At 71.8% G+C, this 21,299-nt stretch carries 15 protein-coding genes and 2 pseudogenes; 13 read left to right on the top strand and 4 right to left on the bottom strand.

All coding sequences use genetic code 11. The features are described 5' to 3' along the window. The first annotated feature begins 7 nt into the window (after window positions 1-7). From AC07CM_RS39455 to AC07CM_RS39425, 7 genes are all read left to right on the top strand, one after another. The gene (locus tag AC07CM_RS39455; RefSeq protein WP_478881350.1) at window positions 8-3,142 is read left to right on the top strand and encodes a helicase-related protein; all 3,135 of its coding nucleotides are present in this window, start codon (window positions 8-10) and stop codon (window positions 3,140-3,142) included. After that, window positions 3,139-4,992 carry a DrmB family protein gene (gene drmB / locus AC07CM_RS39450; RefSeq protein WP_478881349.1) on the top strand — a complete coding sequence of 618 codons (1,854 nt, stop codon included), beginning with the start codon at window positions 3,139-3,141 and terminating at the stop codon, window positions 4,990-4,992. Before AC07CM_RS39455 ends, drmB begins: the two co-directional genes overlap by 4 nt. Further along, window positions 4,989-6,074, top strand: a complete 1,086-nt coding sequence (locus tag AC07CM_RS39445; RefSeq protein WP_478881348.1) for a DEAD/DEAH box helicase — start codon at window positions 4,989-4,991, stop codon at window positions 6,072-6,074. Before drmB ends, AC07CM_RS39445 begins: the two co-directional genes overlap by 4 nt. A gap of 83 nt (window positions 6,075-6,157) precedes the next feature. Continuing rightward, entirely contained in the window at window positions 6,158-6,772 is a 615-nt protein-coding gene (locus AC07CM_RS39440) for a hypothetical protein (RefSeq protein ID WP_478881347.1), read from the top strand. A gap of 38 nt (window positions 6,773-6,810) precedes the next feature. Beyond that, the gene (locus AC07CM_RS39435; RefSeq protein ID WP_478881346.1) at window positions 6,811-7,530 is read left to right on the top strand and encodes a YcnI family copper-binding membrane protein; all 720 of its coding nucleotides are present in this window, start codon (window positions 6,811-6,813) and stop codon (window positions 7,528-7,530) included. Between the two features lie 147 nt (window positions 7,531-7,677). Further along, entirely contained in the window at window positions 7,678-8,262 is a 585-nt protein-coding gene (locus tag AC07CM_RS39430) for a GNAT family N-acetyltransferase (RefSeq protein ID WP_478881345.1), read from the top strand. Window positions 8,263-8,319: 57 nt separating this feature from the next. Continuing rightward, on the top strand, window positions 8,320-9,408 hold the full coding sequence (locus AC07CM_RS39425) for a protein kinase family protein (RefSeq protein WP_478881344.1): 1,089 nt from the start codon (window positions 8,320-8,322) through the stop codon (window positions 9,406-9,408). 169 nt (window positions 9,409-9,577) lie between these two features. On the opposite strand, the gene AC07CM_RS39420 is transcribed toward AC07CM_RS39425, so the two are convergent. Further along, window positions 9,578-10,348 carry a CDP-alcohol phosphatidyltransferase family protein gene (locus AC07CM_RS39420; RefSeq protein ID WP_478881343.1) on the bottom strand — a complete coding sequence of 257 codons (771 nt, stop codon included), beginning with the start codon at window positions 10,346-10,348 and terminating at the stop codon, window positions 9,578-9,580. Window positions 10,349-10,456: 108 nt separating this feature from the next. Here AC07CM_RS39420 and AC07CM_RS39415 point away from each other — a divergent pair, with 108 nt between their 5' ends. The 5 genes and pseudogenes from AC07CM_RS39415 to AC07CM_RS39395 form a co-directional block, all read left to right on the top strand. Further along, a complete protein-coding gene (locus tag AC07CM_RS39415) occupies window positions 10,457-11,446 on the top strand; it encodes a zinc-dependent alcohol dehydrogenase (RefSeq protein ID WP_478881342.1) in 990 nt (329 codons plus the stop codon). Between the two features lie 136 nt (window positions 11,447-11,582). Beyond that, window positions 11,583-11,981: a 6-pyruvoyl trahydropterin synthase family protein gene (locus tag AC07CM_RS39410; RefSeq protein ID WP_391321786.1), complete on the top strand. Its 399-nt coding sequence runs from the start codon at window positions 11,583-11,585 to the stop codon at window positions 11,979-11,981. A 20-nt stretch (window positions 11,982-12,001) separates the two neighbouring features. Continuing rightward, window positions 12,002-13,168, top strand: a complete 1,167-nt coding sequence (locus tag AC07CM_RS39405; RefSeq protein WP_478881341.1) for a glycosyltransferase family 4 protein — start codon at window positions 12,002-12,004, stop codon at window positions 13,166-13,168. Continuing rightward, the gene (locus AC07CM_RS39400; protein WP_478881340.1) at window positions 13,165-14,286 is read left to right on the top strand and encodes a class I SAM-dependent methyltransferase; all 1,122 of its coding nucleotides are present in this window, start codon (window positions 13,165-13,167) and stop codon (window positions 14,284-14,286) included. Before AC07CM_RS39405 ends, AC07CM_RS39400 begins: the two co-directional genes overlap by 4 nt. Continuing rightward, window positions 14,283-15,356, top strand: a pseudogene (locus tag AC07CM_RS39395) (lysylphosphatidylglycerol synthase transmembrane domain-containing protein); the annotation flags it as partial. The gene AC07CM_RS39400 and the pseudogene AC07CM_RS39395, both read left to right, overlap by 4 nt. A 101-nt stretch (window positions 15,357-15,457) precedes the next feature. Here the strand turns inward: AC07CM_RS39395 and AC07CM_RS39390 are convergent. Further along, a complete protein-coding gene (locus AC07CM_RS39390; protein WP_478881339.1) occupies window positions 15,458-16,234 on the bottom strand; it encodes a creatininase family protein in 777 nt (258 codons plus the stop codon). A gap of 38 nt (window positions 16,235-16,272) precedes the next feature. Here AC07CM_RS39390 and ribA point away from each other — a divergent pair, with 38 nt between their 5' ends. Then, window positions 16,273-16,932, top strand: coding sequence for a GTP cyclohydrolase II (ribA, locus tag AC07CM_RS39385; RefSeq protein ID WP_478881338.1), 660 nt, complete (start codon window positions 16,273-16,275; stop codon window positions 16,930-16,932). A 1,369-nt stretch (window positions 16,933-18,301) separates the two neighbouring features. Here ribA and AC07CM_RS39380 read toward each other — a convergent pair. Continuing rightward, window positions 18,302-18,577 (bottom strand): annotated as a pseudogene (locus tag AC07CM_RS39380) (transposase); the annotation flags it as partial. Between the two features lie 226 nt (window positions 18,578-18,803). Next, a partial coding sequence (locus AC07CM_RS39375; protein WP_478881337.1) for an FG-GAP-like repeat-containing protein occupies window positions 18,804-21,299 on the bottom strand: 2,496 nt, incomplete at its 5' end.

Genomic DNA, 21,299 nt, shown 5'->3' with positions numbered 1-21,299 from the left:
GAGCACCATGGACGCCCGGCAAGAGCTCGTCGACTATCTGCACCGCCAACTCGTCGGCCCGGCGGCCGGGGAGCACGAGACTCTCGACGCCCCGCCCGACCGGCAGTACCTCATGGGCACCCTCTATCCGCAGGAAGCCGATCTGCAAAGGCAGTTGGACCTCGCGGCGGAGGAGCCGGACGGACCGGGCACGGAAGCGCGGGCCGACGACACGGCGCCGTCCACGGACCCCGTTCCCGAGGCCAACTCCTGGCTGCCGTCCTCCCTCGGGCTGAGCTTCTACACCGACACGACCACGGTCACCGTCAGCTGTTCCGGTGCCCGTTACGAGACCAGGGCGGCGACCGGCGAACGGGGCCGGCGCTGGCAGCGGGTTCCGCTCCTCTTGGAAACGCACACGCTCGGGCCCGACCGTGACCGCGTGCGCGTACTCGACGGCAGGGCTGAAATCCGCGTGCGTCGCCGAACGTTCGGGAGTGGGCACCTGGTCACCGTGGCCCTGGTCAACGCCGCGCACCACGAGCAGGCGCTCGGCAAGGCGGCGCAGTGGGACCGCATGCTGTTCCAGGTGGGCCTGGAGGCACGGCCCGTGGACGGGACCGTGCTGCCGTACCCGAGCGTCCGCCTGGCCAGCCGCGACCCCGAGGAACAGGAACTGCGGCTGCAGTACCGGCACGTCCAGACACATGCCGTCGGGCACGGGTGCGCCGTCGAGGAGCAGCGCGACGAGGACTCCGGGCGGGTGACCGCCGTCAAGGCCGCCGTCATGCCGCAGGCCGAGGTCAGCGGCACCCGGGCCGCCGGGCTCACCGACTCGCCCGTCCTCAACGTACTGCACCTCGCGGACTCCATCGTCTCCGTGGACCAACTCCGCGAGGAACTGCACGAGTTCGCGGCCCACTACCGGGCCTGGTACGTGGGACAGCTCAACACCGACATCCCCGAGTGGGGGCGCGAGGCCGCCGACCGGATCCTCGACCGCATCGACGCCGCGGTCACCCGCATCGAGTCCGGTGTGCGCACGCTCTGCGACCCGCGCCGCCCCGAACTCCTGCGCGCCTTCCGGGCCGCGAACCGTGCCATGGCGTTGCAGATGCGGCACTCCGCTCGCGACCAGGCCGGCGAGCGGCGCGCACGCCGTGCCCCCGTACTGCTCGACCCGACGCCGAACCCGGACGCGACCTGGCGTCCGTTCCAGCTGGCGTTCTTCCTGCTCGCCGTGGACGGCGTCGCCGACCCGGGACACCCGGACCGAGACGTCACCGACCTCATCTGGTTCCCCACCGGCGGTGGAAAGACCGAGGCGTACCTGCTGCTGGCCGCCTTCGTCATGGTCCTGCGCCGCGCCGCACCCGACGGAGGCGGGACCGCCGTCCTCAGTCGCTACACCCTCAGTCTGCTGACGACGCAGCAGTTCCAGCGCGCGGCCACCACTGTCTGTGCCCTGGAGACCCTGCGCCGCGCCGCCCCGGAGGCGTACGGAGAGGAACCGTTCTCCATCGGCCTCTGGGTGGGCGAGGCCACGTCTCCGAACTCCTACGACACGGCCCGTACCAAGTTCGAGGAGGTACGAGGGGCCGCCAAGCCGGACGACGTGTTCATCCTGGACCGGTGTCCCTGGTGCGGCACGCGCATCGTTCCCTCCCACAAGTCGCCGGACATCGGCGACTACGGCGTGCGTGCGACCGCCGACTCCTTCGCCTTCCACTGCCCGCGCGACGACTGCGCCTTCCACGACGAGTTGCCCGTCGGCGTCGTGGACGAGCAGCTCTACGACCGGCCGCCCACGTTCGTCCTCGGCACCGTGGACAAGTTCGCCCGGCTGGCCTGGGAGCCGCGCGCCGGGCGGCTCTTCGGCGCCGGGACCGGGAACCTGCCGCCGTCGCTCGTCATCCAGGACGAGCTGCACCTGCTCACCGGCCCCCTCGGTAGCACTGTCGGTCTGTACGAGTCGGCCGTGCTCGGCCTGTGCACCACGCCCGAGGGCGTCGGGCCGAAGGTGGTGGCGTCCACGGCGACCATCCGCCGCTCCGGTGAACAGATCCGCGCGCTGTACGGCAGCGAAGTGCAGCTCTTCCCGCCTGCCGGACTCGACGCCCGGCACTCGTACTTCGCCGAACCCGACAGGTCGAGGCCCGGTCGGCTCTACCTCGGCGTGATGGCCCAGGGCCACACCGCGGGCCGCGCCTCCGTGGCCACCGCCGCGGCCATGCTCCAGGGCGCCTGGGAACTGCCCCTGGAACATCGCGACGACTACTGGACCCTGGTCGCCTACCACCACAGCCTGCGCGAACTGGGACGTACCGTCACAGCCGCGGCCGACGACATCCCGGCCCAGCTCAAGGGCCTGGACTCGGGGTCCGGCGCGGGCATACGGGAGTTGAGTGACCATCAGGTTCAGGAGCTGACCAGCAACCTGCCACGGGCGGAGCAACCCGTCCTGCTCGACCGGCTCGAAAAGGGCTGGAAGGACGAGCAGTCGGTGTCTTTCCTGCCCTGCACGAACATGCTGTCCGTGGGCGTCGACGTGAAGCGGCTCGCACTCATGCTCATGCAGGGCCAGCCCAAGACGACGGCCGAGTACATCCAGGCCACCAGCCGGGTGGGCCGGCACACCGTGCCCGGCCTCGTCGTCACGTTCTTCAACGCCACCCGCCCCCGCGACCGTTCGCACTACGAGACGTTCGACGTCTATCACCGGTCGCTGTACCGGCATGTCGAACCGACCAGCGTCACACCCTGGTCCGTACCCTCGCGCCGCCGAGCACTGCACGCAGCGCTCGTCATCCTCGTACGGCATCGCCTCGGCCTGGCCGCGGAGAACCAGGCAGGCCGGATCCTCGACCGGATGGCCGAGGCGGAGGCGCTGGCGGAAGAGTTGTCGGCGCGGGTGGTGACCGCCGGCGAGTCCGCCTCGGCCGACGCCGTGCGCAAGGAACTCGGTGAACTCCTCGCCGACTGGGAGGAAGCCGCCCGCGAGGCGCGCAAGGACGGCCGGGAGCTGTACTACCGCAACCAGGGCAAGGGCCAGTCCAACCTCATCAAGAGCTTCGAGCAGCGCTACGGCCTGTGGGAGACACCCAACTCCATGCGCAATGTCGACCGTGAATGCCAGGTCATGGTGAAGGGAGCGGATCTGTGAGCCGCACACTACGGGTACGTCAGTCGCAGACCGTCCTGCCGTTCGGGGTCGGAGCCGTCTTCGACATCCAGGGCGAGTCGTTCGTGGCCACCGGCATCGGTGACTGGCCACAGCGCGCCAAGCAGCGGGTGGAGTCGCCCCGGCTCGCCACCCGCCTCGGGGTCAGCGGCTTCTATGCCGCCCCGCCCACCGCCAACGACCGGTACGACGTCCCGGACGCCCCCGGCGCTCCCTACATCCGTTTCCCCGCCTGGCTGTTCTGCGGGGCATGCCGACGCATGAAGCGTTGGCGCACAGCGGACGAGAAGCAGGGACAGCCGCCGCGCTGCCCGTCCTGCTCGACCGGGCCCACCCTGGCGCCCATGAGGTTCGTGCAGATCTGCTCCGCCGGCCACCTCGGCGACATCGACTGGTGGTTCTGGGCCCACTCACGACGTGAGGCAGCCGAGCGCAGGGAGTGCACAGAGCGCCAGAAGTTGCGGTTCCTGGTCTCCGAGCGGGCCTCCGGCCTCGAGGCCCTGTCCGTCGTCTGTACGGCGAAGGGCTGCGGAGCATCCCGCGACCTGCTCGACATCCTCGGCACCCACGGCATGCGCTGCTCGGGACGCAACCCGTGGCAGCGGGCGAACGAAGCGGTGGAGTGCGTCAAACCCGTGCAGATCGTGCAGCGCACCGCGGGCAATCTGTACTACCCGGTCGTGCACTCCGCCCTCGACATACCCGAGACGGAAACTCCGATATGCCCCGACGAGAAGGCCGCGAGCCGGGTGCGCGAGCACGACCTGTGGGTTTCCCTGTGCAAGGTCGCCGCCACCCCGCGCGCGGAGGTCTTCCGCGGAATGATCAAGGATGACACCGGAGCGGACGACGCCCTGTTGGATCTGCTCCTGGCCGAGGAGACCGGACAGCCCGTGGCGCCGGCTCAGGGATCGGTGGTCGCACCTGCGCGCCCCGACCTCAGCCGCGAGGAGTGGGAGGCCTTCATGGCACCCGTCCCGCCCGCCACACGGGACTTCGCGTTGCGCGAGACCACGCTCGGCCTGGCCCAGGAGACCACGGAGCCCTGGGAGGGTCTGCGGCGCGGTATCGGACGGATCCTGCTCGCCGACCGGCTGCGCGAGGTGCGTGCCCTGTCCGGCTTCACACGGGTCTCACCGGACGCGACGGTCGTACCCGCCGACACCACAAGGCGCCTGAAGTGGCTTCCTGCCGTGGAGGTCTTCGGCGAAGGGATCTTCCTCACCCTCGACAAGGACGCGCTGAGGAGCTGGGAAGCCGACGACCGGGTGATTCGGCGCGTCACCGGAATGGGCGCCGACCTCGACCGCGCCTTTCAGAAGGACCGGCTTCAGGCCCTCACCGGAGCGGAGCTCTCCCCGAGGTTCGTCCTGCTGCACACGCTCGCGCATCTCCTCATCCGCCAGCTCTCCTTCGAGTCCGGCTACACGACGGCGAGCCTGCGCGAACGGATCTACGCCCGCCCCGAACAGGACCAGTACGGCATCCTCGTCTACACCGCCGCCGGCGACGCGGAGGGCACGCTCGGCGGACTCGTGCGCCAGGGCGAACCGGCGCGGCTGGCGGAGACGCTGCTGCGCATGACCGAAGCGGCCGCCTGGTGCTCCGCCGACCCGCTGTGCGCCGAGCATTCCGGGCAGGGCTTCGGCAACCTCAACCGGGCCGCCTGCCACGCGTGTGCCCTGCTGCCGGAGACGAGCTGCGAGTCCGGCAACACGCTGCTCGACCGTGCACTCGTCGTGGGCGGGGAGCAGGTGCCCGGCTACTTCGAGCCCATTGTCACCGCCGCCCGGGCGGCGGCGGCCGCAGCCCTGGAGCAGCCCACCCCATGACGCTCACCTACCTCGACCTCAGTTCGGACCAGCGGGACGCGCTCGACAGTCTCCCGTTCGACGGCAACCACCTGATCAGCGGGCCGCCCGGCAGCGGCAAGAGCCTGCTGGCAGCCCAGCGCGCCGTCATGCTCGCACTCACCGGCACCCCGGTCTTCCTGCTCACCCGGTCCCATCTGCTGCACCAGTCCCTGGCGTCCACCGTCCACGCACTGGGGCCGAGGGACCGAGGCGTTCGCGTGGCCACGGCGCACTCATGGCTCGCCGAATGGTACGGCCCGAAGGCTCCACGCGCCGAGGACGGCTGGTACGACTGGCCTGCCTTCTACGAGCGGGCCGCCGAGACCGAACCCGACCCCGCTCTGACCCTGGTCGTCGACGAGGGACAGGACCTACCGCCCGAGTTCTACCGGCTGTGCAGGCTCCTCGGGGCTCGGATCACGGTGTTCGCCGACGAGTGCCAGCGTCTGACCGACACGAACTCCACCCTGGCGGAGATCGCCCAGCGCCTCGGCAACTGCACACCTTTGGAACTCGACGGCAACCACCGCAACACCCGACAGATCGCCGCCTTCGCCGCCCGCTTCCACACCGGGGCCGGCCTGCCCGTGCCGCCCGAACGCGACGGCCCTCCGCCGCGCGTGCACCGCCTGCCCGACCGGGGCGCCGCCGACCTGCTGGTCACGCTGACCCAGCGGCATCCCGACCACACCATCGGTGTGATCGTGAACTCCAAGCACACGCAGTTCTCGATCCTCGGCAGTCTGGAGCGGAGAGCACCACGGCTCAAGCCGCAGCTGTACACCTCCCAGGCGGTCGGGGGCCGCTACCGCACCCTGGACCTCGCCCGCCCCGGAATCGTCCTGGTCCACCGCGCCAGCGCGAAGGGGCTCGGATTCGACACGGTCGTCGTCCCCGACACGCACACCGATGCGGCTGTCGATCCCACCTCGGCGGCCCTGCGGATGACCTACTACGTGCTCGCCACCCGTGCCCGCCATGAACTGCACTTGGCCTACGAGGGCGAGACCGAGCCGCCGCTGCTGGCTCAGATCGGGACCGGGGAGTTGGTGCGCGGCTGAGCCGGGTGCTCTCCCGTACCGGCGGCGGCTGAACACGCCGACCATGCCGCACGTATCCCCCCACCGTGGGAAGATCCCTCACGATGAGCGCATCCCCGGCAGTGAGGAGCCTGCGCGCCGCCGTGTTCGCCGCGGTGTGCGTGCTGCTCGCTGCTGCCGGGCACGGGCTGGCCATGGGGGACATGCCGCCGGTGTGGGCCGACGGCGCCGGGTTCGGAGCCGTCTTCGTGCTCGGGTGGACGCTCGGGCGGTGTGAGCGGTCGTTGACCGGTATCGGTGCGGCCATGCTCGGCACCCAGGCCGGGCTGCACTTCGCCTTCGGCGCGGCCCACCGGACGGCCGGGCCGGGGCCTACCCACGCCATGCACATGGCGTCCATGTCGGGGCACGCCATGGCGGCGATGCACGCCCCCTCGACGGCCTACGCCACGACGGCTCACGCCACCGCCGCCCACCTCCTCGCCGCCCTGCTCGCCTCCTGGTGGCTGCGGCGGGGCGAGGCCGCGCTGTGGTCGTTGCTGCGCCGTGCCGTCGCGCTCGTGCCGGGGCTCGTCGCGTGGTGGCGGGACGCCCCGCTGCCCAGCCCCGCCGGGCGTACCTTGCGTGTCCCGGCCGACCCCGAGCCGCCTCGCCGACCCGCGCTGTGGCATGCGGTGAGCCGACGGGGGCCGCCCGTTCCGATTCCGTACTCGGTCTGACCAACCCACACATCACTCGTACGGAGATCCACTCACTCATGTCCACGACACGCATTCGCACCAACCTGCGCCGCGCCGCGGCCGTCACCGCCCTTACGGCCGCCGGGCTCCTCGGCGCCGCCGGTGTCGCCTCCGCGCATGTCACCGTGCACCCGGAGAGCTACACCAAGGGGGCCACGGACGGTGTGCTGACCTTCCGCGTGCCCAACGAGGAGGACAGCGCCTCCACCACCAAGGTGCAGGTCTTCCTGCCCACCGACCACCCCGTCCTCGGCGTCATGGTCCACCCGCAGGACGGCTGGACCGCCAAGGTGACCACCACCAAGCTGAAGACGCCGGTCAAGACCGACGACGGCGACATCACCGACGCGGTCTCAGAGATCACCTGGACCGGCGGGAAGATCGGTGCCGGGCAGTACGAGGACTTCGACGTCGCCTTCGGTCAGCTGCCCGAGGACACCGGCCAGTTGGCGTTCAAGACGCTGCAGACCTACTCCGACGGCAACGTCGTCCGCTGGATCGAGGCGCCGACGGGAGGGGACGAGCCGGAGAACCCGGCCCCGGTGCTGAAGCTCACCGCGGGCGGGGAGAACACGGCCCCGGCGGCCGCGAAGAGCAGCTCGACCGGTACGTCCAAGGCCGCCGACTCGAGCGACTCCACCGCCCGTGGTCTCGGCATCGCCGGGCTGGTGGTCGGCGTGCTCGGCCTCGCCGCCGCCGCGTTCGCGATCGTGCGGGGGCGGTCGGCACGGTCGTAGCCCCCTGAGCGGCAGAGCACGGGGAGGGTCCGGATCCGTACTTCGGTCGGGCCGGGCCCTCTCCGCCGCCGTACGGGGGCGTACCGGGGCCTACGGGGGCGCTCGAAAACCGCTTGCTTCCGTCCCGGCGGTCGCCAGGATGGGCACGTGCAGATCCTGTCGTTCCCCGAGGAAGCCACTCCCGTCCCACTGCGCGTGCAGGTGCGCGCGATTCAGGAGCAGGCGTGGCCCTCCCCGGTCGGGGCGGCGGTCCCCCTGGACGCCCCGGTCCACGATCCGTTGTTGCGCCCCTGGTCGCTGCTGCTCGTGGACGACGACGGGAAGGTGCTCGCCGCCCTGGACATCCTCTCCAAGGACATCGTCCACGCCGGCGTGCGGTATGCCGTCGGCGGGCTGAGCACGGTGGTGACCCGGCGGGAGGAGCGCGGCAGTGGACACGGGCGGCGGCTGGTGGCAGCGGGGCGGGAGGCGATGATCCGTCGTGGGCTGGACCTGGGGCTCTTCACCTGTGACAGGCCGCTCAGGGCGTTCTACGAGAGGGCGGGCTGGCAGGTCGTACCCGGTGCCGTACTCGTCGGCGGGACACCGCGGGCCCCCTTCCCCAGTGACCGGTCCGGCTTCGACAAGGTCACCATGGCCGGCTTCTTCTCAGCGCGGGCCCGGTGCGCCGAGGCGTCGTTCCACGACAGCCGCATCGAGCTGTACCCGGGGGAGACCGACAAACTCTGGTGACCGCCGGGAGGGAAACCAGTGCAGGAGATGCCCGCGCGTACGACGGAAGGTGCGCCCATGGAGCCCGGCGACGCATTACGGCATGCCGCCCGCGTGTCCGCCTACGCGGCCGTGGGTGCCCGGCTGGCCCTGTTCAGCGACCGTCGGCTGCGGGACGCGGTGGCCGGTGCGAAGGGGCTCGGCTCCGGTGTCGGCGGCCGGTCGGCCGAGCTGGACGTCGACGGGACACGCGTCTTCGTCAAGCGCGTTCCGCTCACGGAGCTGGAGTTGACGGCGGACCATGTGCGGTCGACCGCCAACCTGTTCGAGCTTCCCCTCTTCTACCAGTACGGGGCGGGCTCTGCGGGCTTCGGCGCCTGGCGGGAGCTGGCCGCGCACCTCATGACCACCAGCTGGGTGCTGAGGAACGAGTACGCGGGCTTCCCGCTGCTGTACCACTGGCGTGTCCTGCCGGACAGTCCCCCGACCGGCTTCGCCGATGCGCTCGGCGGCGTCGAGAAAGCCGTAGCGCACTGGGACGGATCAGCGGCTGTCCGGCGTCGGCTGGAGGCCATCGGAAGGGCTTCCTGCAGCCTGGTTCTCTTCCTGGAGCATGTGCCCCATACGCTCGCCGAGTGGCTCAGTGATGCCCGTGAGGCGGTGGGGTTCGGGTCGGCGGACGGCTCGTCGCCGTACCAGTGGGTCGAGGACGCGTTGGTGAGGGGCACCGAGTTCATGAGCGGCCGTGGACTGGTGCACTTCGACGCCCACTTCCGTAACCTGCTTACCGACGGTCGGCAGGTGTATTTCGCGGACTTGGGGCTGGCGCTGAGCCGCGACTTCGAACTCTCCGTGCGCGAGGGCCGCTTCCTCGCCGACCACCTGGTGTACGACCGCTCCTACGTACCCACCCATCTGCTGCGCCATCATCTGCCCGACAGTGTGCGGGGTGGTGCGGAACCCGGGGACTTCCTGCGTACGTGGGTCGCGGGTCATCGGCCCGGCAGTGTTCCGCCCGGCCTCGCCGCGATCATCGACCGGCACGCCGCGCACGCGCTCGTCCTGGACGACTTCCACCGCCGGCTGCTCACCCAGAGCAAGCGCACCCCCTTCCCCGCGGCCGAGGTCCGGCGGGCACTGGCCGCCGTGCCGGGGGCTGGGCCCTGAGTACCGGCGTAGGGGTGCCGAGTGCCTGCGTCGGGGTGCTGAGTTCCGGCGGCAGGGCGCTGAGTACCGGGCGTCGGGGCGCTGAGCACCGGTATCGGCGCACCTGGCACCGGTATCGGCGCTCACGGCCTACCGGCACCGCCGCTCACGGCCCACCGGCACTGCCCGTTCAGCGTGCCGCCAGCTCCAGCTCCAGCACCTGCGGCTGCTCCGTCGGGACGTGAAGCGGCATGCGCGAGTTCCGCCGCAGCCACAGCACGTCCCGGCCGAAGGACCACACCAGCGAGCCGAGGGACAGCAGGACGATGCCCAGGTTGGCCGGCTGCGGCAGCAGTTCCGCGCCTGCCAGCAGCAGACAGATGCCCTGGAGCGCGGCGACCGTCTTGCGGGCGAAGGACGGGGGGAGCGGGGCGTTCAGCCAGGGGGCGACGCGGGCCGCCGCGACGAACGCGTAGCGCATGCCGCCGATCAGCAGCACCCAGGGGCCCAGCTGCATGGACACGTAGACGCTCAGCACCAGGATCAGGAACGCGTCGACCTCCATGTCGAAGCGGGCGCCGAGTGCGCTGGAGGTGCCGGTGCGGCGGGCCACCTTGCCGTCCACGCCGTCCAGGATGAGGGCGACGGCGGTCAGGCCCACCAGCAGGGTGACCGGCGGGGAACTCTCGAAGGAGTCCGCGACCAGCGCGGTCACCCCGCCGACCAGGGTGGCCCGGCCGAGGGTGACCCGGTTGGCGGGACCGAAGGAGCTGAGCCGGGAGCGGTGCAGGGCGCGGGAGAGAACCGCCCAGGTGGCGAACGCGAAGACCAGCCCTGTCAGCCAGCCGGCCGGCCCCATGCCGATCGCCGTGCCGAGCAGGGCCAGCAGCAGGATCTGCACGCCCGCCCCCACAGCGGTCTCCTGCTGAAGCCTTGCGTCAAACGTGTTGTTCAGGGCCACCGCACATTCCTCCGGCCGAGTGACAGAGTCGATCAACGCCGCGTACTGTGCGCGGCCTGTGCACATCTCGGTACGTGAACAACTTCCCGATCGTTCAGGAGGATGCCGATGAACCACTCGGCCCGCGCGTTCTGGCTCCGCTCGCCGGGGCACGGCGAGATCCGCGACGTCACTCTCGCGGGGCCGGCCGAGGGTGAGGTGCTGGTCCGAGCGCTGTACTCCGGAGTGAGCCGTGGCACGGAGACCCTGGTCTTCCGTGGCGGGGTGCCCGAGTCCCAACACGCCGTGATGCGGGCGCCGTTCCAGGAGGGCGACTTCCCCGGGCCGGTGAAGTACGGGTATCTGAACGTCGGAGTCGTCGAGGAGGGGCCGGGGGAGCTGGTCGGCCGTACGGTGTTCTGTCTTCATCCGCATCAGAGCCGTTACGTCGTTCCGGTGAGTGCCGTGACCGTCGTGCCCGAGCGGGTGCCCGCCGAGCGGGCCGTGCTCGCCGGGACCGTGGAGACCGCCGTGAACGCCCTGTGGGACGCGGCGCCGCTGATCGGCGACCGGATCGCGGTGGTCGGCGGCGGCATGGTCGGCTGCTCGGTGGCCGCGCTGCTCGCGCGCTTCCCCGGCGTACGGCTGCAACTGGTCGACGCCGACCCGGCCCGCGCGAAGACCGCCGAGGCCCTCGGTGTGGACTTCGCCGCGCCCGGAGACGCCCTCGGCGACTGCGACCTCGTCGTCCACGCCAGCGCCACCGAGCAGGGCCTGACCCGCTCCCTGGAACTCCTCGCCGCCGAGGGCACGGTCGTCGAACTGAGCTGGTACGGCGACCGGCGCGTCGCCCTGCCGCTCGGCGAGGCCTTCCACTCGCGCCGGCTCACCGTGCGCAGCAGCCAGGTCGGCACCGTCTCCCCGGCCGCCCGCGCCGGCCGCGGCTACGCCGAGCGGATGGCCCTCGCCCTCGACCTGCTCGCCGACCCGGCGCTCGACGCCCTCGTCACCGGGGAAAACGCCTTCGAGGAGCTGCCCGAACTGATGCCGCGGCTCGCCTCCGGCGAGGTCCCGGCCCTGTGCCATCGCATCACCTACGGCGCGGATGGCCTGACCTGAGCGAAGGCAGACGGTCTGACCTGAGAAAAGGGTGAGAGGAGGCTGAACACGGGGAAGCGAAGAGCCGTACTACTCGGCATCCCCCGGCAGGGAACCGCGGGGGGCACCAGACGCGCCGCACCTGGAGGGTCGTCCGTTGTTCAGCATCACCGTCCGCGATCACATCATGATCGCCCACAGCTTCCGCGGCGAGGTCTTCGGGCCCGCGCAGCGACTGCACGGCGCCACGTTCCTCGTGGACGCCACCTTCCGCCGCGAGCAGCTGGACGAGGACAACATCGTCGTGGACATCGGCCTGGCCACCCAGGAACTCGGCGCCGTCGTCGCCGAGCTGAACTACCGCAACCTCGACGACGAGCCCGAGTTCGCCGGGATCAACACCTCCACCGAGTTCCTCGCCAAGGTCATCGCCGACCGGCTCGCCGAACGCGTCCACAAGGGCGCCCTGGGCGAGGGTGCCAAGGGCCTGAAGACCATCTCGGTCACCCTGCACGAGTCGCACATCGCCTGGGCGAGTTACGAGCGTGGCCTGTGACCGAGACGACCGTGACGCCCGTGACCAAGACACGGCTCGCGTACGTGCCCGCGCAGGTCATCCCTTCCGAGAAGCCCGGGATCATCCCCATGTCCCTGCGCACCGTGCACTTCGTCATGCCGGGCGGCGTCGACGACCCGGCCTCGCCGAGCGGCGGCAACGCCTACGACCGCCGGGTCTGCCTGGACCTGCCGGGCTTCGGCTGGCAGGCCGTGCGGCACGCCGTGCCCGGCAGTTGGCCGCGCCCCGCCCGGGCCGACCGTGACGTGCTCGCCCGCACGCTGCGCGAGCTGCCGGACGACACCGTCGTGCTGCTGGACGGGCTGGTGGCCTGCGGCGTCCCCGAGGTCGTCGTCCCCGAGGCCGAACGGCTGCGGCTCGCGGTGCTGGTGCACCTGCCCCTCGGCGACGAGACGGGCCTGGACGCGATGGTGGCCGCCGACCTCGACGCCCGCGAGCGGGCGGTGCTGCGCGCGGTGCCCGCCGTGATCGCCACCAGCGACTGGGCGGTGCGCCGCCTCGTCTCCCACCACGGCCTCGCCCCGGAGCGGGTGCACGTCGCCGCCCCCGGCGCCGACATCGCACCTCTCGCCCCCGGCACCGACGGCGTCTCCCGCCTGCTGTGCGTCGCCGCGGTCACCCCGCGCAAGGGCCAGCACCGGCTGGTGGAGGCGCTGGCCACGGTGACCGACCTGCCGTGGAGCTGTGTGTGCGTCGGCGGGCTCACCAACGACCCGGAGTACGTCGCCCACCTGCGCGACCTGATCCGCGAGCACGGCCTCGAGGACCGCCTGCGTCTCGTCGGCCCGCAGGCCGGCGCCGAACTCGACGCCAGCTACGCCGCTGCCGACCTGATGGTCCTCACCTCGTACGCGGAGACGTACGGCATGGCCATCACCGAGGCGCTCGCCCGAGGTGTCCCGGTGCTGGCCACCGATGTCGGCGGTGTGCCCGAGGCGGTCGGCCGCGCACCCGACGGCGGCGTCCCCGGCATCCTCGTCCCGCCGGAGGACCCCGTCGCGCTCGCATCCGAACTGCGCGGCTGGTTCGGCGAACCCGACGTACGGCGTCGCCTGAAGGCCGCCGCCCGCGGTCGCCGCGCGGCCCTCGACGGCTGGGCGACGACCGCCCGCAGCCTGGCCGGGGTCCTCGGCAGGCTGCCCGAGGCGCCTGGGAGGGCGGCATGACGGAGACTACGACGGTGACCGGTGGGATTCCCGCGCAGCCGGGGCCGCGCGAGGCGGAGTACGCGCGGGAGACCGGGAGTGAGGGGCTTGGGGTGGATGCCGGAAGGCGGACGGGCGAGCCGTCCGGTGCGGCCGCCGTGCCGCAGGACGTCCCTGCGGATGCCGATGCCGATGCCGCTGCCGATACCGGGCCGGGCGAGCCGTCCGCTGTGATCGCCGGTGCCGGCCCCGTCGTCCGCCCCGGTGAGCGGGCCACCGTACGGCTGCGCGACGGCGGGCAGGAGGAGCCGCCCCGGTACGCGCCCGAGTGGCTGCAGTTGCGGGAACCGGCCGACGCGGCCGCCCGCGCGCAGGAGCTGCTGGACCCGCTGCGGATACGGCTGGCCGATCTGCCGGGCCGGACGGGCAGCATCGTCATTCACGACCTGGGCTGCGGCACCGGCTCGATGGGCCGCTGGCTCGCGCCACGCCTGGACGGCGCCCAGCACTGGGTCCTGCACGACCGCGACCCGTACCTGCTGCACTTCGCCGCCGTCGCCTCCCCGCGCTCCGCCGCCGACGGCAGCGGGGTCTCGGTCGAGACGCGCCGCGGCGACGTCGCCCGGCTCACCCCGGACGCGCTGGCCGGAGCCTCCCTGGTGACGGCCTCGGCACTGCTGGACGTCCTCACCCGCGAGGAGATCGACGCCCTCGCCGCCGCCTGCGTCGGCGCCGACTGCCCGGCCCTGCTCACGCTGTCCGTCGCCGGACGCGTCGAACTCACCCCGTCCGACCCGCTGGACGCCGAGATCGCGGAGGCGTTCAACGCCCATCAGCGCCGTACGGGTCTGCTCGGGCCGGACGCGGCCACCGTGGCCTGCGAGGCGTTCGCCGAGCGCGGCGCGACGGTACGGGTGCACCCGAGCCCGTGGCGGTTCGGCCCCGACGAGTCCGCGCTGACCGCCCAGTGGCTGCGCGGCTGGGTGGGCGCGGCCGTAGAGCAGCGGCCCGAGCTGCGCGAGAGCGCCGAGCGCTACCTGCGTGAGCGCCTGGCCGCCTGCGAGGCAGGCGAGTTGCAGGTGGTCGTCCACCACAGCGACCTGCTGGCACTGCCCCGGCCGACGGGAGGGGCGTCATGAGCGGAAGGGCGGCGGGAGGAGCGGCCGCGGTCGCCGCCCAGGACGACGTGACGGCGTTGCTGGAACCGCCCGTGGGCGAGGCCCTCCGGGCGGGCGTCCCCGGGCAGCGGGAAAGCATTTCGGAACGCACCGTTCCCGAGACGACGGAGCGCATCGAGGAGTCCTTCGCCTCTGAGGCGACGGAGCGCATCGAGGAGCCCATCGCCCCCGAGCCGGCCGAGCGCAACGTCCCCCGCTCCCTCAGGGCCCGTCTCAAGTCCCGTGCGCTGCGGACCCACTTCGGTACCGTCGCCGGGGCGGCCATCCTCGCCGCCCTGCTGTGGCGGCTCGGCACCGGCGTGCTGCTGGACGGGCTGCGGCGGATCGACACCATGACCCTGGTGGCGGCCCTGGGCATCGGAGTCGTCACCACCGTGTTCAGCGCGTGGCGCTGGCAGTTGGTGGCCCGCGGCCTGCGCATCCGGCTGCCGCTGGGCCCGGCGGTGGCCGACTACTACCGGGCGCTGTTCCTGAACGCGGCCCTGCCCGGCGGGGTGTTGGGCGATGTGCACCGGGCGGTCCGGCACGGGCAGAGCGCCGGTGACCTCCGGCGCGGGGTGAAGGCGGTCGTCCTGGAGCGGGTCGCCGGGCAGATCGCGCTGACGGTGTTCGGCGCGGCGGTGCTGCTGAGCCTGCCGTCGCCCGTCCGGGACGACGTTCGCACCTTCGCCCTGCCGGTGGCCCTGGCCGCCGCGGGCGCTCTCGCCGTTGCCCTCGCCGTCCGGATGAACCGCGCCGCCGCACGCCGCGGTGGGCGACTGCGGTCCGTCCTCGGCGAGGCACGCCAGGGGCTGCTGTCCCGTCAGGCCGGGCCCGGGGTCGCGCTGTCCTCGGCCGTCGTCCTGGCCGGTCACGTCGCGATGTTCGTGGTGGCGGCCCGGGTGGCCGGCTCCGCCGCCTCCGTCGCGGTGCTGCTCCCGCTCGCGGTCCTCGCCCTGGTCGCCATGGGCCTGCCGCTGAACGTCGGCGGCTTCGGCCCCCGCGAGGGCGTGACCGCCTGGGCGTTCGGCGCCGCCGGGCTCGGCGCGAGCAGCGGAGTGGCCGTCGCCGTCGTGTACGGCGTGCTCAGCTTCGTGGCGAGCCTGCCCGGCGCCGTCGTTCTCGTCGCCCGCTGGTACAGCGGGCTGCGCGGCTACTCCGGTACCTCTCCGGCGTCGTCGGTGGACGTGAGCAGCGCGAAAAGCGCGCCGAAGGATTCCACCAGGCTGGACAGCAGTTCCTTCCCCTTTTCCGCCGAACCCAGGGAAGGACGGCCGATGACGCCCGATTCGGTGTAGGCGGACATTCCCACGGTGAGCAGATGACGACGGTCGTCCGCGGTGAAATCGGCGGACTCGTATCCAGGGCGGACGAATTCGGGGTGAGAGTGCAGCAGAATCGAGGTCTCGATTTCTCCCGCGTGCATGTCGGTCAGCAGCGAGGTGGACACCCCCGCCCGCTGCCGTGCCGTCTCCCAGTCCTCGGCGGCAGGGAAGAGCCCCATCCTCTCGCCGCGCGCGGAGGCCTCCTGGACGACGTTGCCCAACACATAATTGCCGCCGTGCCCGTTGACCACGACCAGCGCGTCGACACCGGAGTGGCGCAGCGACGCCGCGATGTCCCGGACCACCGCATGGAGGGTCGCCGCGGAGATGCTGACGGTCCCCGGCCAGGCCGCGTGCTCGTGCGAGCAGGACACCGTCACCGGAGGAAGGAGGTGCACCGGGTACGCGACGGCGATCTCCCGCGCCACGGCACAGGCGACGAGCGTGTCGGTCGCCAGCGGAAGGAAGGGGCCGTGCTGTTCGAAGCTGCCGACGGGAAGGACGGCGACCTGTGTTGAAACGCCCGCCCCCCGCATCCGTACGTCTTCCGTAGTGTCCGCCGGCACCACCCCGTATGCCACCGTACGCGCGCCCGAACCACTCATCTTTTCCCGGCCTTTCGTCTCTGCTTAGGAATCAGATCATGACAGAAAACATCGGCGTCCTCGGCAAGAAGTCCCCGCGGCGTTCGGGCGCGGAACGCGTCGTGAATACCCCGTTGCCGACCGTGTACGGGAAATTCCAGGCGATCGGCTACCTGGACCACGACCGCGGTGACGAGCAAGTCGCCCTCGTGCACGGCGAGATCGGCACCGAGAACGTTCTGGTCCGGCTGCACTCGGAGTGCCTGACCGGGGACGCGTTCGGCTCGCAGCACTGCGAGTGCGGCGACCAGCTGGCCTCGGCGCTGCGTGCGGTGGTCGCCGAAGGCAGCGGCATCGTCGTCTACTTGAGGGGCCACGAGGGCCGGGGCATCGGACTGCTGGCCAAGCTGCGCGCGATGGCCCTGCAGGCGGAGGGCCTGGACACCGTCGAGGCGAACCTGGCGCTCGGTCTGCCGGTCGACGCCCGCGACTACGGGGTCGCCGCCGAGATCCTGCACGACCTCGGGGTGCGCTCGGTCCGGCTGATGTCCAACAACCCGCGCAAGCGCGAGGCGCTGGTGCGGCACGGCATCCAGGTCGCCGAACAGGTGCCGCTGCTGATCGAGCCGTGCGAGAGCAACATCACGTATCTGCGGACCAAGCGCGAGCGGATGGACCACGTCCTGCCCCATCTGGACGCGGTCGCCCACGGATCCTGATTCGCCGGCCTCGATGCGTCGGGTCCTGTTCCGTCGCTTCTGCATCTGAGGGCGTCCGTCCGGAGAGGATCAAGGGGCGCTTGAGAAGGTCGTGGAGCCAAGTCGCCTCGAAGACAGCATTCGGCCACGTCTCTCCGGCTAGCGCCGCCGTGCAGGGGCTGCCGGCGGCTGTGGAAGGCACGCTGTTCGGCGGCCTGCTCAGGAAGTCGCTCGGGCGTGACCTGCAGTCCAGCGTCGGTGCGTGTGGCGGTGAGGGCGTGCGTCGAAGGGCGCGGCCTTCGAGCATCTGCTCCACGTTCTCGGGCACACGCCGGCGGATGTGGCCGATGCACCGGTCCACCGGTGCTTGAGCGGGCGTGGTCGAGGCGGGCGCGAAATGCGGCTGCGGCTTGGGCACAGGCCGCCTGTGCTGACAGGGACCGTTGGTGGCGGCGTTGGTCGCGCTCGCGGAGCTGATGCCACAGGGCGACGGCGACGACGAGAAGCGTGGCGGCAAGGATCAGTACGCATGCTTGCACCGTCTCGAGCAGCGGGCTCGCGCAGCGTCCCCCCGAACGACGCTGCGCACGCTGCACAGCCTTGGGAGAGCCATCCTGCGCAGTCCGGTTACCCGCCGTGGTTGGGGCTCGCAATGGCCTTGGCCGTGCCCATGGTCAGCTGCACCAGGCTGCGGATCCTGTTTGGAATCGCTGCGCAAGCCCTGTGTCGAAGAACAGAGCCTGCGCTCTTGCCGGCGGATTGCGCAATCAGGCGGCGGGCTGCGTCGTGGGCCGACCTGCCGAGGGCGGGGCGCGTCGGCCAGGCGGAGGGGTAGAGCTCGTCGTCGGTCCCAGACCATGGTCGGGAGTCCTTTGCGGCACATTGGGCAGCAATCTGGCCGACCGGCAGGACACAACAGAGGGCTGGCAGCGGGCGTCGCCTACCAAGTGCTACGAGATTGTCGGAGCCGGGACAGGGACACGCCCGTGGTCCGAAACCCAGTATCAGGCAGACCGTGGCACTCGGCGAGGCGCAGACGGGTTGGCGCTTCCCGACCTGGATGGATGGCGCCATCTCCTGAAGTAGGTCCCCCTATGCGCCTCTCGCAGCCTTCCCGGACCTAGGAAAAGTGAGAGTGGGAGCGGACTGGGCAGCGTTCGGCGTGACGGGGGATCGGGCGCCCTGTAGCTGGTGTTGCGCGTCGGCGGGCCTCCGCGCTCCATGCCGGGCCAGTCCGGCACCAGGGATGGAGAAGTGGTTGCAGCACGGATCGCATGACTTCGCGGGCCACAGCGACCGTGCGACAGCGGGCGTTGTCTCCGAGGATCGTGGCTGAGCCTTGTCCCGTAAATGATCTACGGCGTCCTGGCTGTCCTGCACGCCTTCTCGGTTACTTGGCGAGGGCGAGGCTGTGCAGGCGGGCGATGCCGAGCATTGCGTGGTGGACACCGTCGCCCTTGAGTCGGCAGTCGCGCAGGATCGTCCAGGTCTTCATGCGGGCGAAGACGTGCTCGACGCGGGCGCGGACCTTGCGGTGGGAGGCGTGGTGTTCCTCTTTCCAAGCCGGTAGTTCGCTCTGACCTTTCTCTCGACGGTGTGGGATGACCAGCCCGGTGCCTCGGTAGCCGCCGTCCGCGATGACGGTGGTCGTACCGGCGGCGGCTTTCTGATGTTCCACTGGTGACGTGGGCGCGTGGGAGAGTCACGTCGCGGATGGGGAATCGGCGTCGTACGACGGCCCCGCTGCCCGGCCGTGATCACCACCGACAAGGACTTCTTCCCCTGCTCGATGGCGAGGTGACCTGGGTGAGGATCCTCGCTCGGCTCCAGGAGGTGGCCGCGAAGGGCCTGATCGTCGGGGACGTGAACGTCGACTCCACGGTCTGTCAACATCACTTGGCCAGCACATCGCCCACGCCAAGACCGGAACCACTGGCCAGGCCGAGCGCCACGGGCCCGTAGTACGTGCCGCTCTCCGGCACCGGCGTCCCGTCCGGGCCGCTGTTCAACGTGAGGACGGTGCCGTCGCCCGCGTTCTCGCCGTCGGAGCCCACCGCGAGGTCAGGGGCCCCGTCGCCGGTGAGGTCGGCGAGTGACACCGCCGAGCCGAGCCGGTCACCCGCCTCGGCGGCACCGGGCACTCCGGCGCGCTCGGCGTCGTACACCTGAGCCCCGGTGGCCGTGAGCCCACTGGAACCGCCGCGCAGCAGCACTGCGGTTCCCGCGTCGGCGTTCGGTGTACCGGCGGCGGTCACATCCGTGCCGGGCGCCCCGGCGAGGACGTCCGCGTAGCCGTCGCCGTTGACGTCGGCCACGGCGAGGGAGGCTCCGAAACGGTCACCTGCGGACCCGAGGCCGACGACGGGCGCGCCGGTGTCGGTGAGTCCGTCGGCCGAGCCGTGGAACGTGGCGATCTCACCGCCGTCACCCGCCTCGGGGCGTCCGACGGCGAGGTCGGCGTAGCCGTCGCCGTTCAGGTCTCCGGCGGCGAGCGCCTCGCCGCCCGCGCCGGGCAGCACGGCGGGCGCGTCGGTGCGCAGCCCGTTGGCCGAACCACGCAGCACCACGAGCGGCGTGGCGCCGCCGGAGGTGCGGAAGGTCAGGGCGGCGTCCGCGTACCCGTCCTTGTCGAAGTCACCGGTCGCCACGGCAGCACCGGTCACCGCCCCGCTGTCACCGCCGAGTTGGGACAGCGGCACGGCCGCGGAGAACGTACGGTCCGCGCCGTCGATCGCCCATGCGCGCCCCGCGCCCGGCGCCACCGCGAGGATGTCGTCGCCGCCGTCGCCGTTGAAGTCGCCGGTGGTCACGGTGGCACCGAAGCGGGCGCCGCTCGCGCGCGAACCGGTTGGCTCGTTGATCATCCCGGCCTGTCCGGCGAGCCCGTTCGCCGTGCCGCGCAGCAGGCTCAGCGCTCCCTCGTCGCTCGCACCGGAGGTGACTTCCTCGCCGGGCGAGGAGACGACCAAGTCCTCGTAGCCGTCGTGGTCGAAGTCGCCGTACGCGATCGCGGAACCGAACCCGTCACCGGCCTCCGAGCCGCCAGGCACCCCGTCCGACTCCTGAGTGACCACTGTCCGGTTGCCGGTGTACGGCACCGAGCGCGCCCCCGGCACGACGGTGACCTGCCCGGCTCCCGCCTGACTGTTGGCGGTGGCGTCCGGGACGCCCGCTGCGAGGTCGGCGTGTCCGTCGCGGTTCGTGTCCCCTGTCGGGGCGGGGGAGTCGGCCGCAGTCGCCAGCGTCCGGATGGCGGGCAGGTCGGCGTAGAGGTTGTCGCCCGGGCACTCGGTCGGATAGCCGTCGCGGTGACCGGAGATGCGGTTCAGCATCACCAATTGACCCTTGGTGAACTTCCCGTTGTCGGCCGCGGCGGCCATCACCACGGTCCCGGACGGATTGACGCCGTAGAGGCCGAGCTTCCACGCGGCGAGCTTCGAGAGCGAGGCCCGCACGGCGTCCGACGCGGTCGCCGTGTTGTAGTCGCCGAGGACCGCGACCCCGCTGGTGTCGGTGTTGAAGCCGTAGGTGTGCGCGCCCAGCACCGGCCTGTCCACCCCGCCCGCGCGGCCCTCGAAGACCGTCCCGCACTTGTCGACGAGGAAGTTGTAGCCGACGTCGTTCCAGCCGTTGCTCTGCACGTGGTAGACGAAGATCCCGCGGATGATCGACGCGGACTCGGCGCATGTGTAGTCGTTGGTGCCCGCGGTGTGGTGCACGAACACCGCCTTCGTGTCGGTCGTATACGTCGGCGGGTCCTGAACCAGCGACTCGTCGGCGCCCCAGCCGGAGCGCGGCACGATGTCGGGCTGACCGGCGGCCGTGGGTGAGAAGGCCGAGTCCACCGGGGTTTCCGGGGCCTCGGCCCCGGCCGCGGGATCCACCAGATCGACCCGCAGGCCGCCCGGGAGCCGAGTGCCGGTGATCCGTGCCTGCACGCCGTCCGACGGGCCGACCCACAGCGGCTGGGTGCCGCCGCGCAGCCCCTCGGCAGCGTTGTCGGGCCCCGCCTCGGGAGCGTGCAGCTCCAGGTCGAGCGTGCGCCAGGCCGACCAGCGGCCGGTCGCCGCGTCACGGGTGCGCACCTGGGCCGTACCGCCGAGCTCGGCCCGCGCGTCGGACCAGGTGATCCCGACGAGGCGGAAGGGGGCGGTGCTGCGAGTGGTCAGGACGCGGCGGCCCGGATCGGGGCCGGCGGGCACGGGGACGGTGTGCAGGCTCCCGCGCGGGATCGGTTTGCCGGCAGCGGCGGTTGATGTCGTGGGCCTGCCCGCCAGGGCCACGACACTCAGGACGACGGCGGTGGCGAGCACGAGTCGGCTCGCGGTCCGGCGCAGCGGGCTCATCCGGCGGCCTCCGCCTGCCCCGGCGTCGCCGAGGGCAGTTCC

The sequence above is a fragment of the Streptomyces sp. NPDC044061 genome (assembly GCF_056434305.1).
The sequence above is the reverse complement of the archived record's forward strand: the minus strand, read 5'-3'. Positions and strand labels throughout refer to the sequence as shown.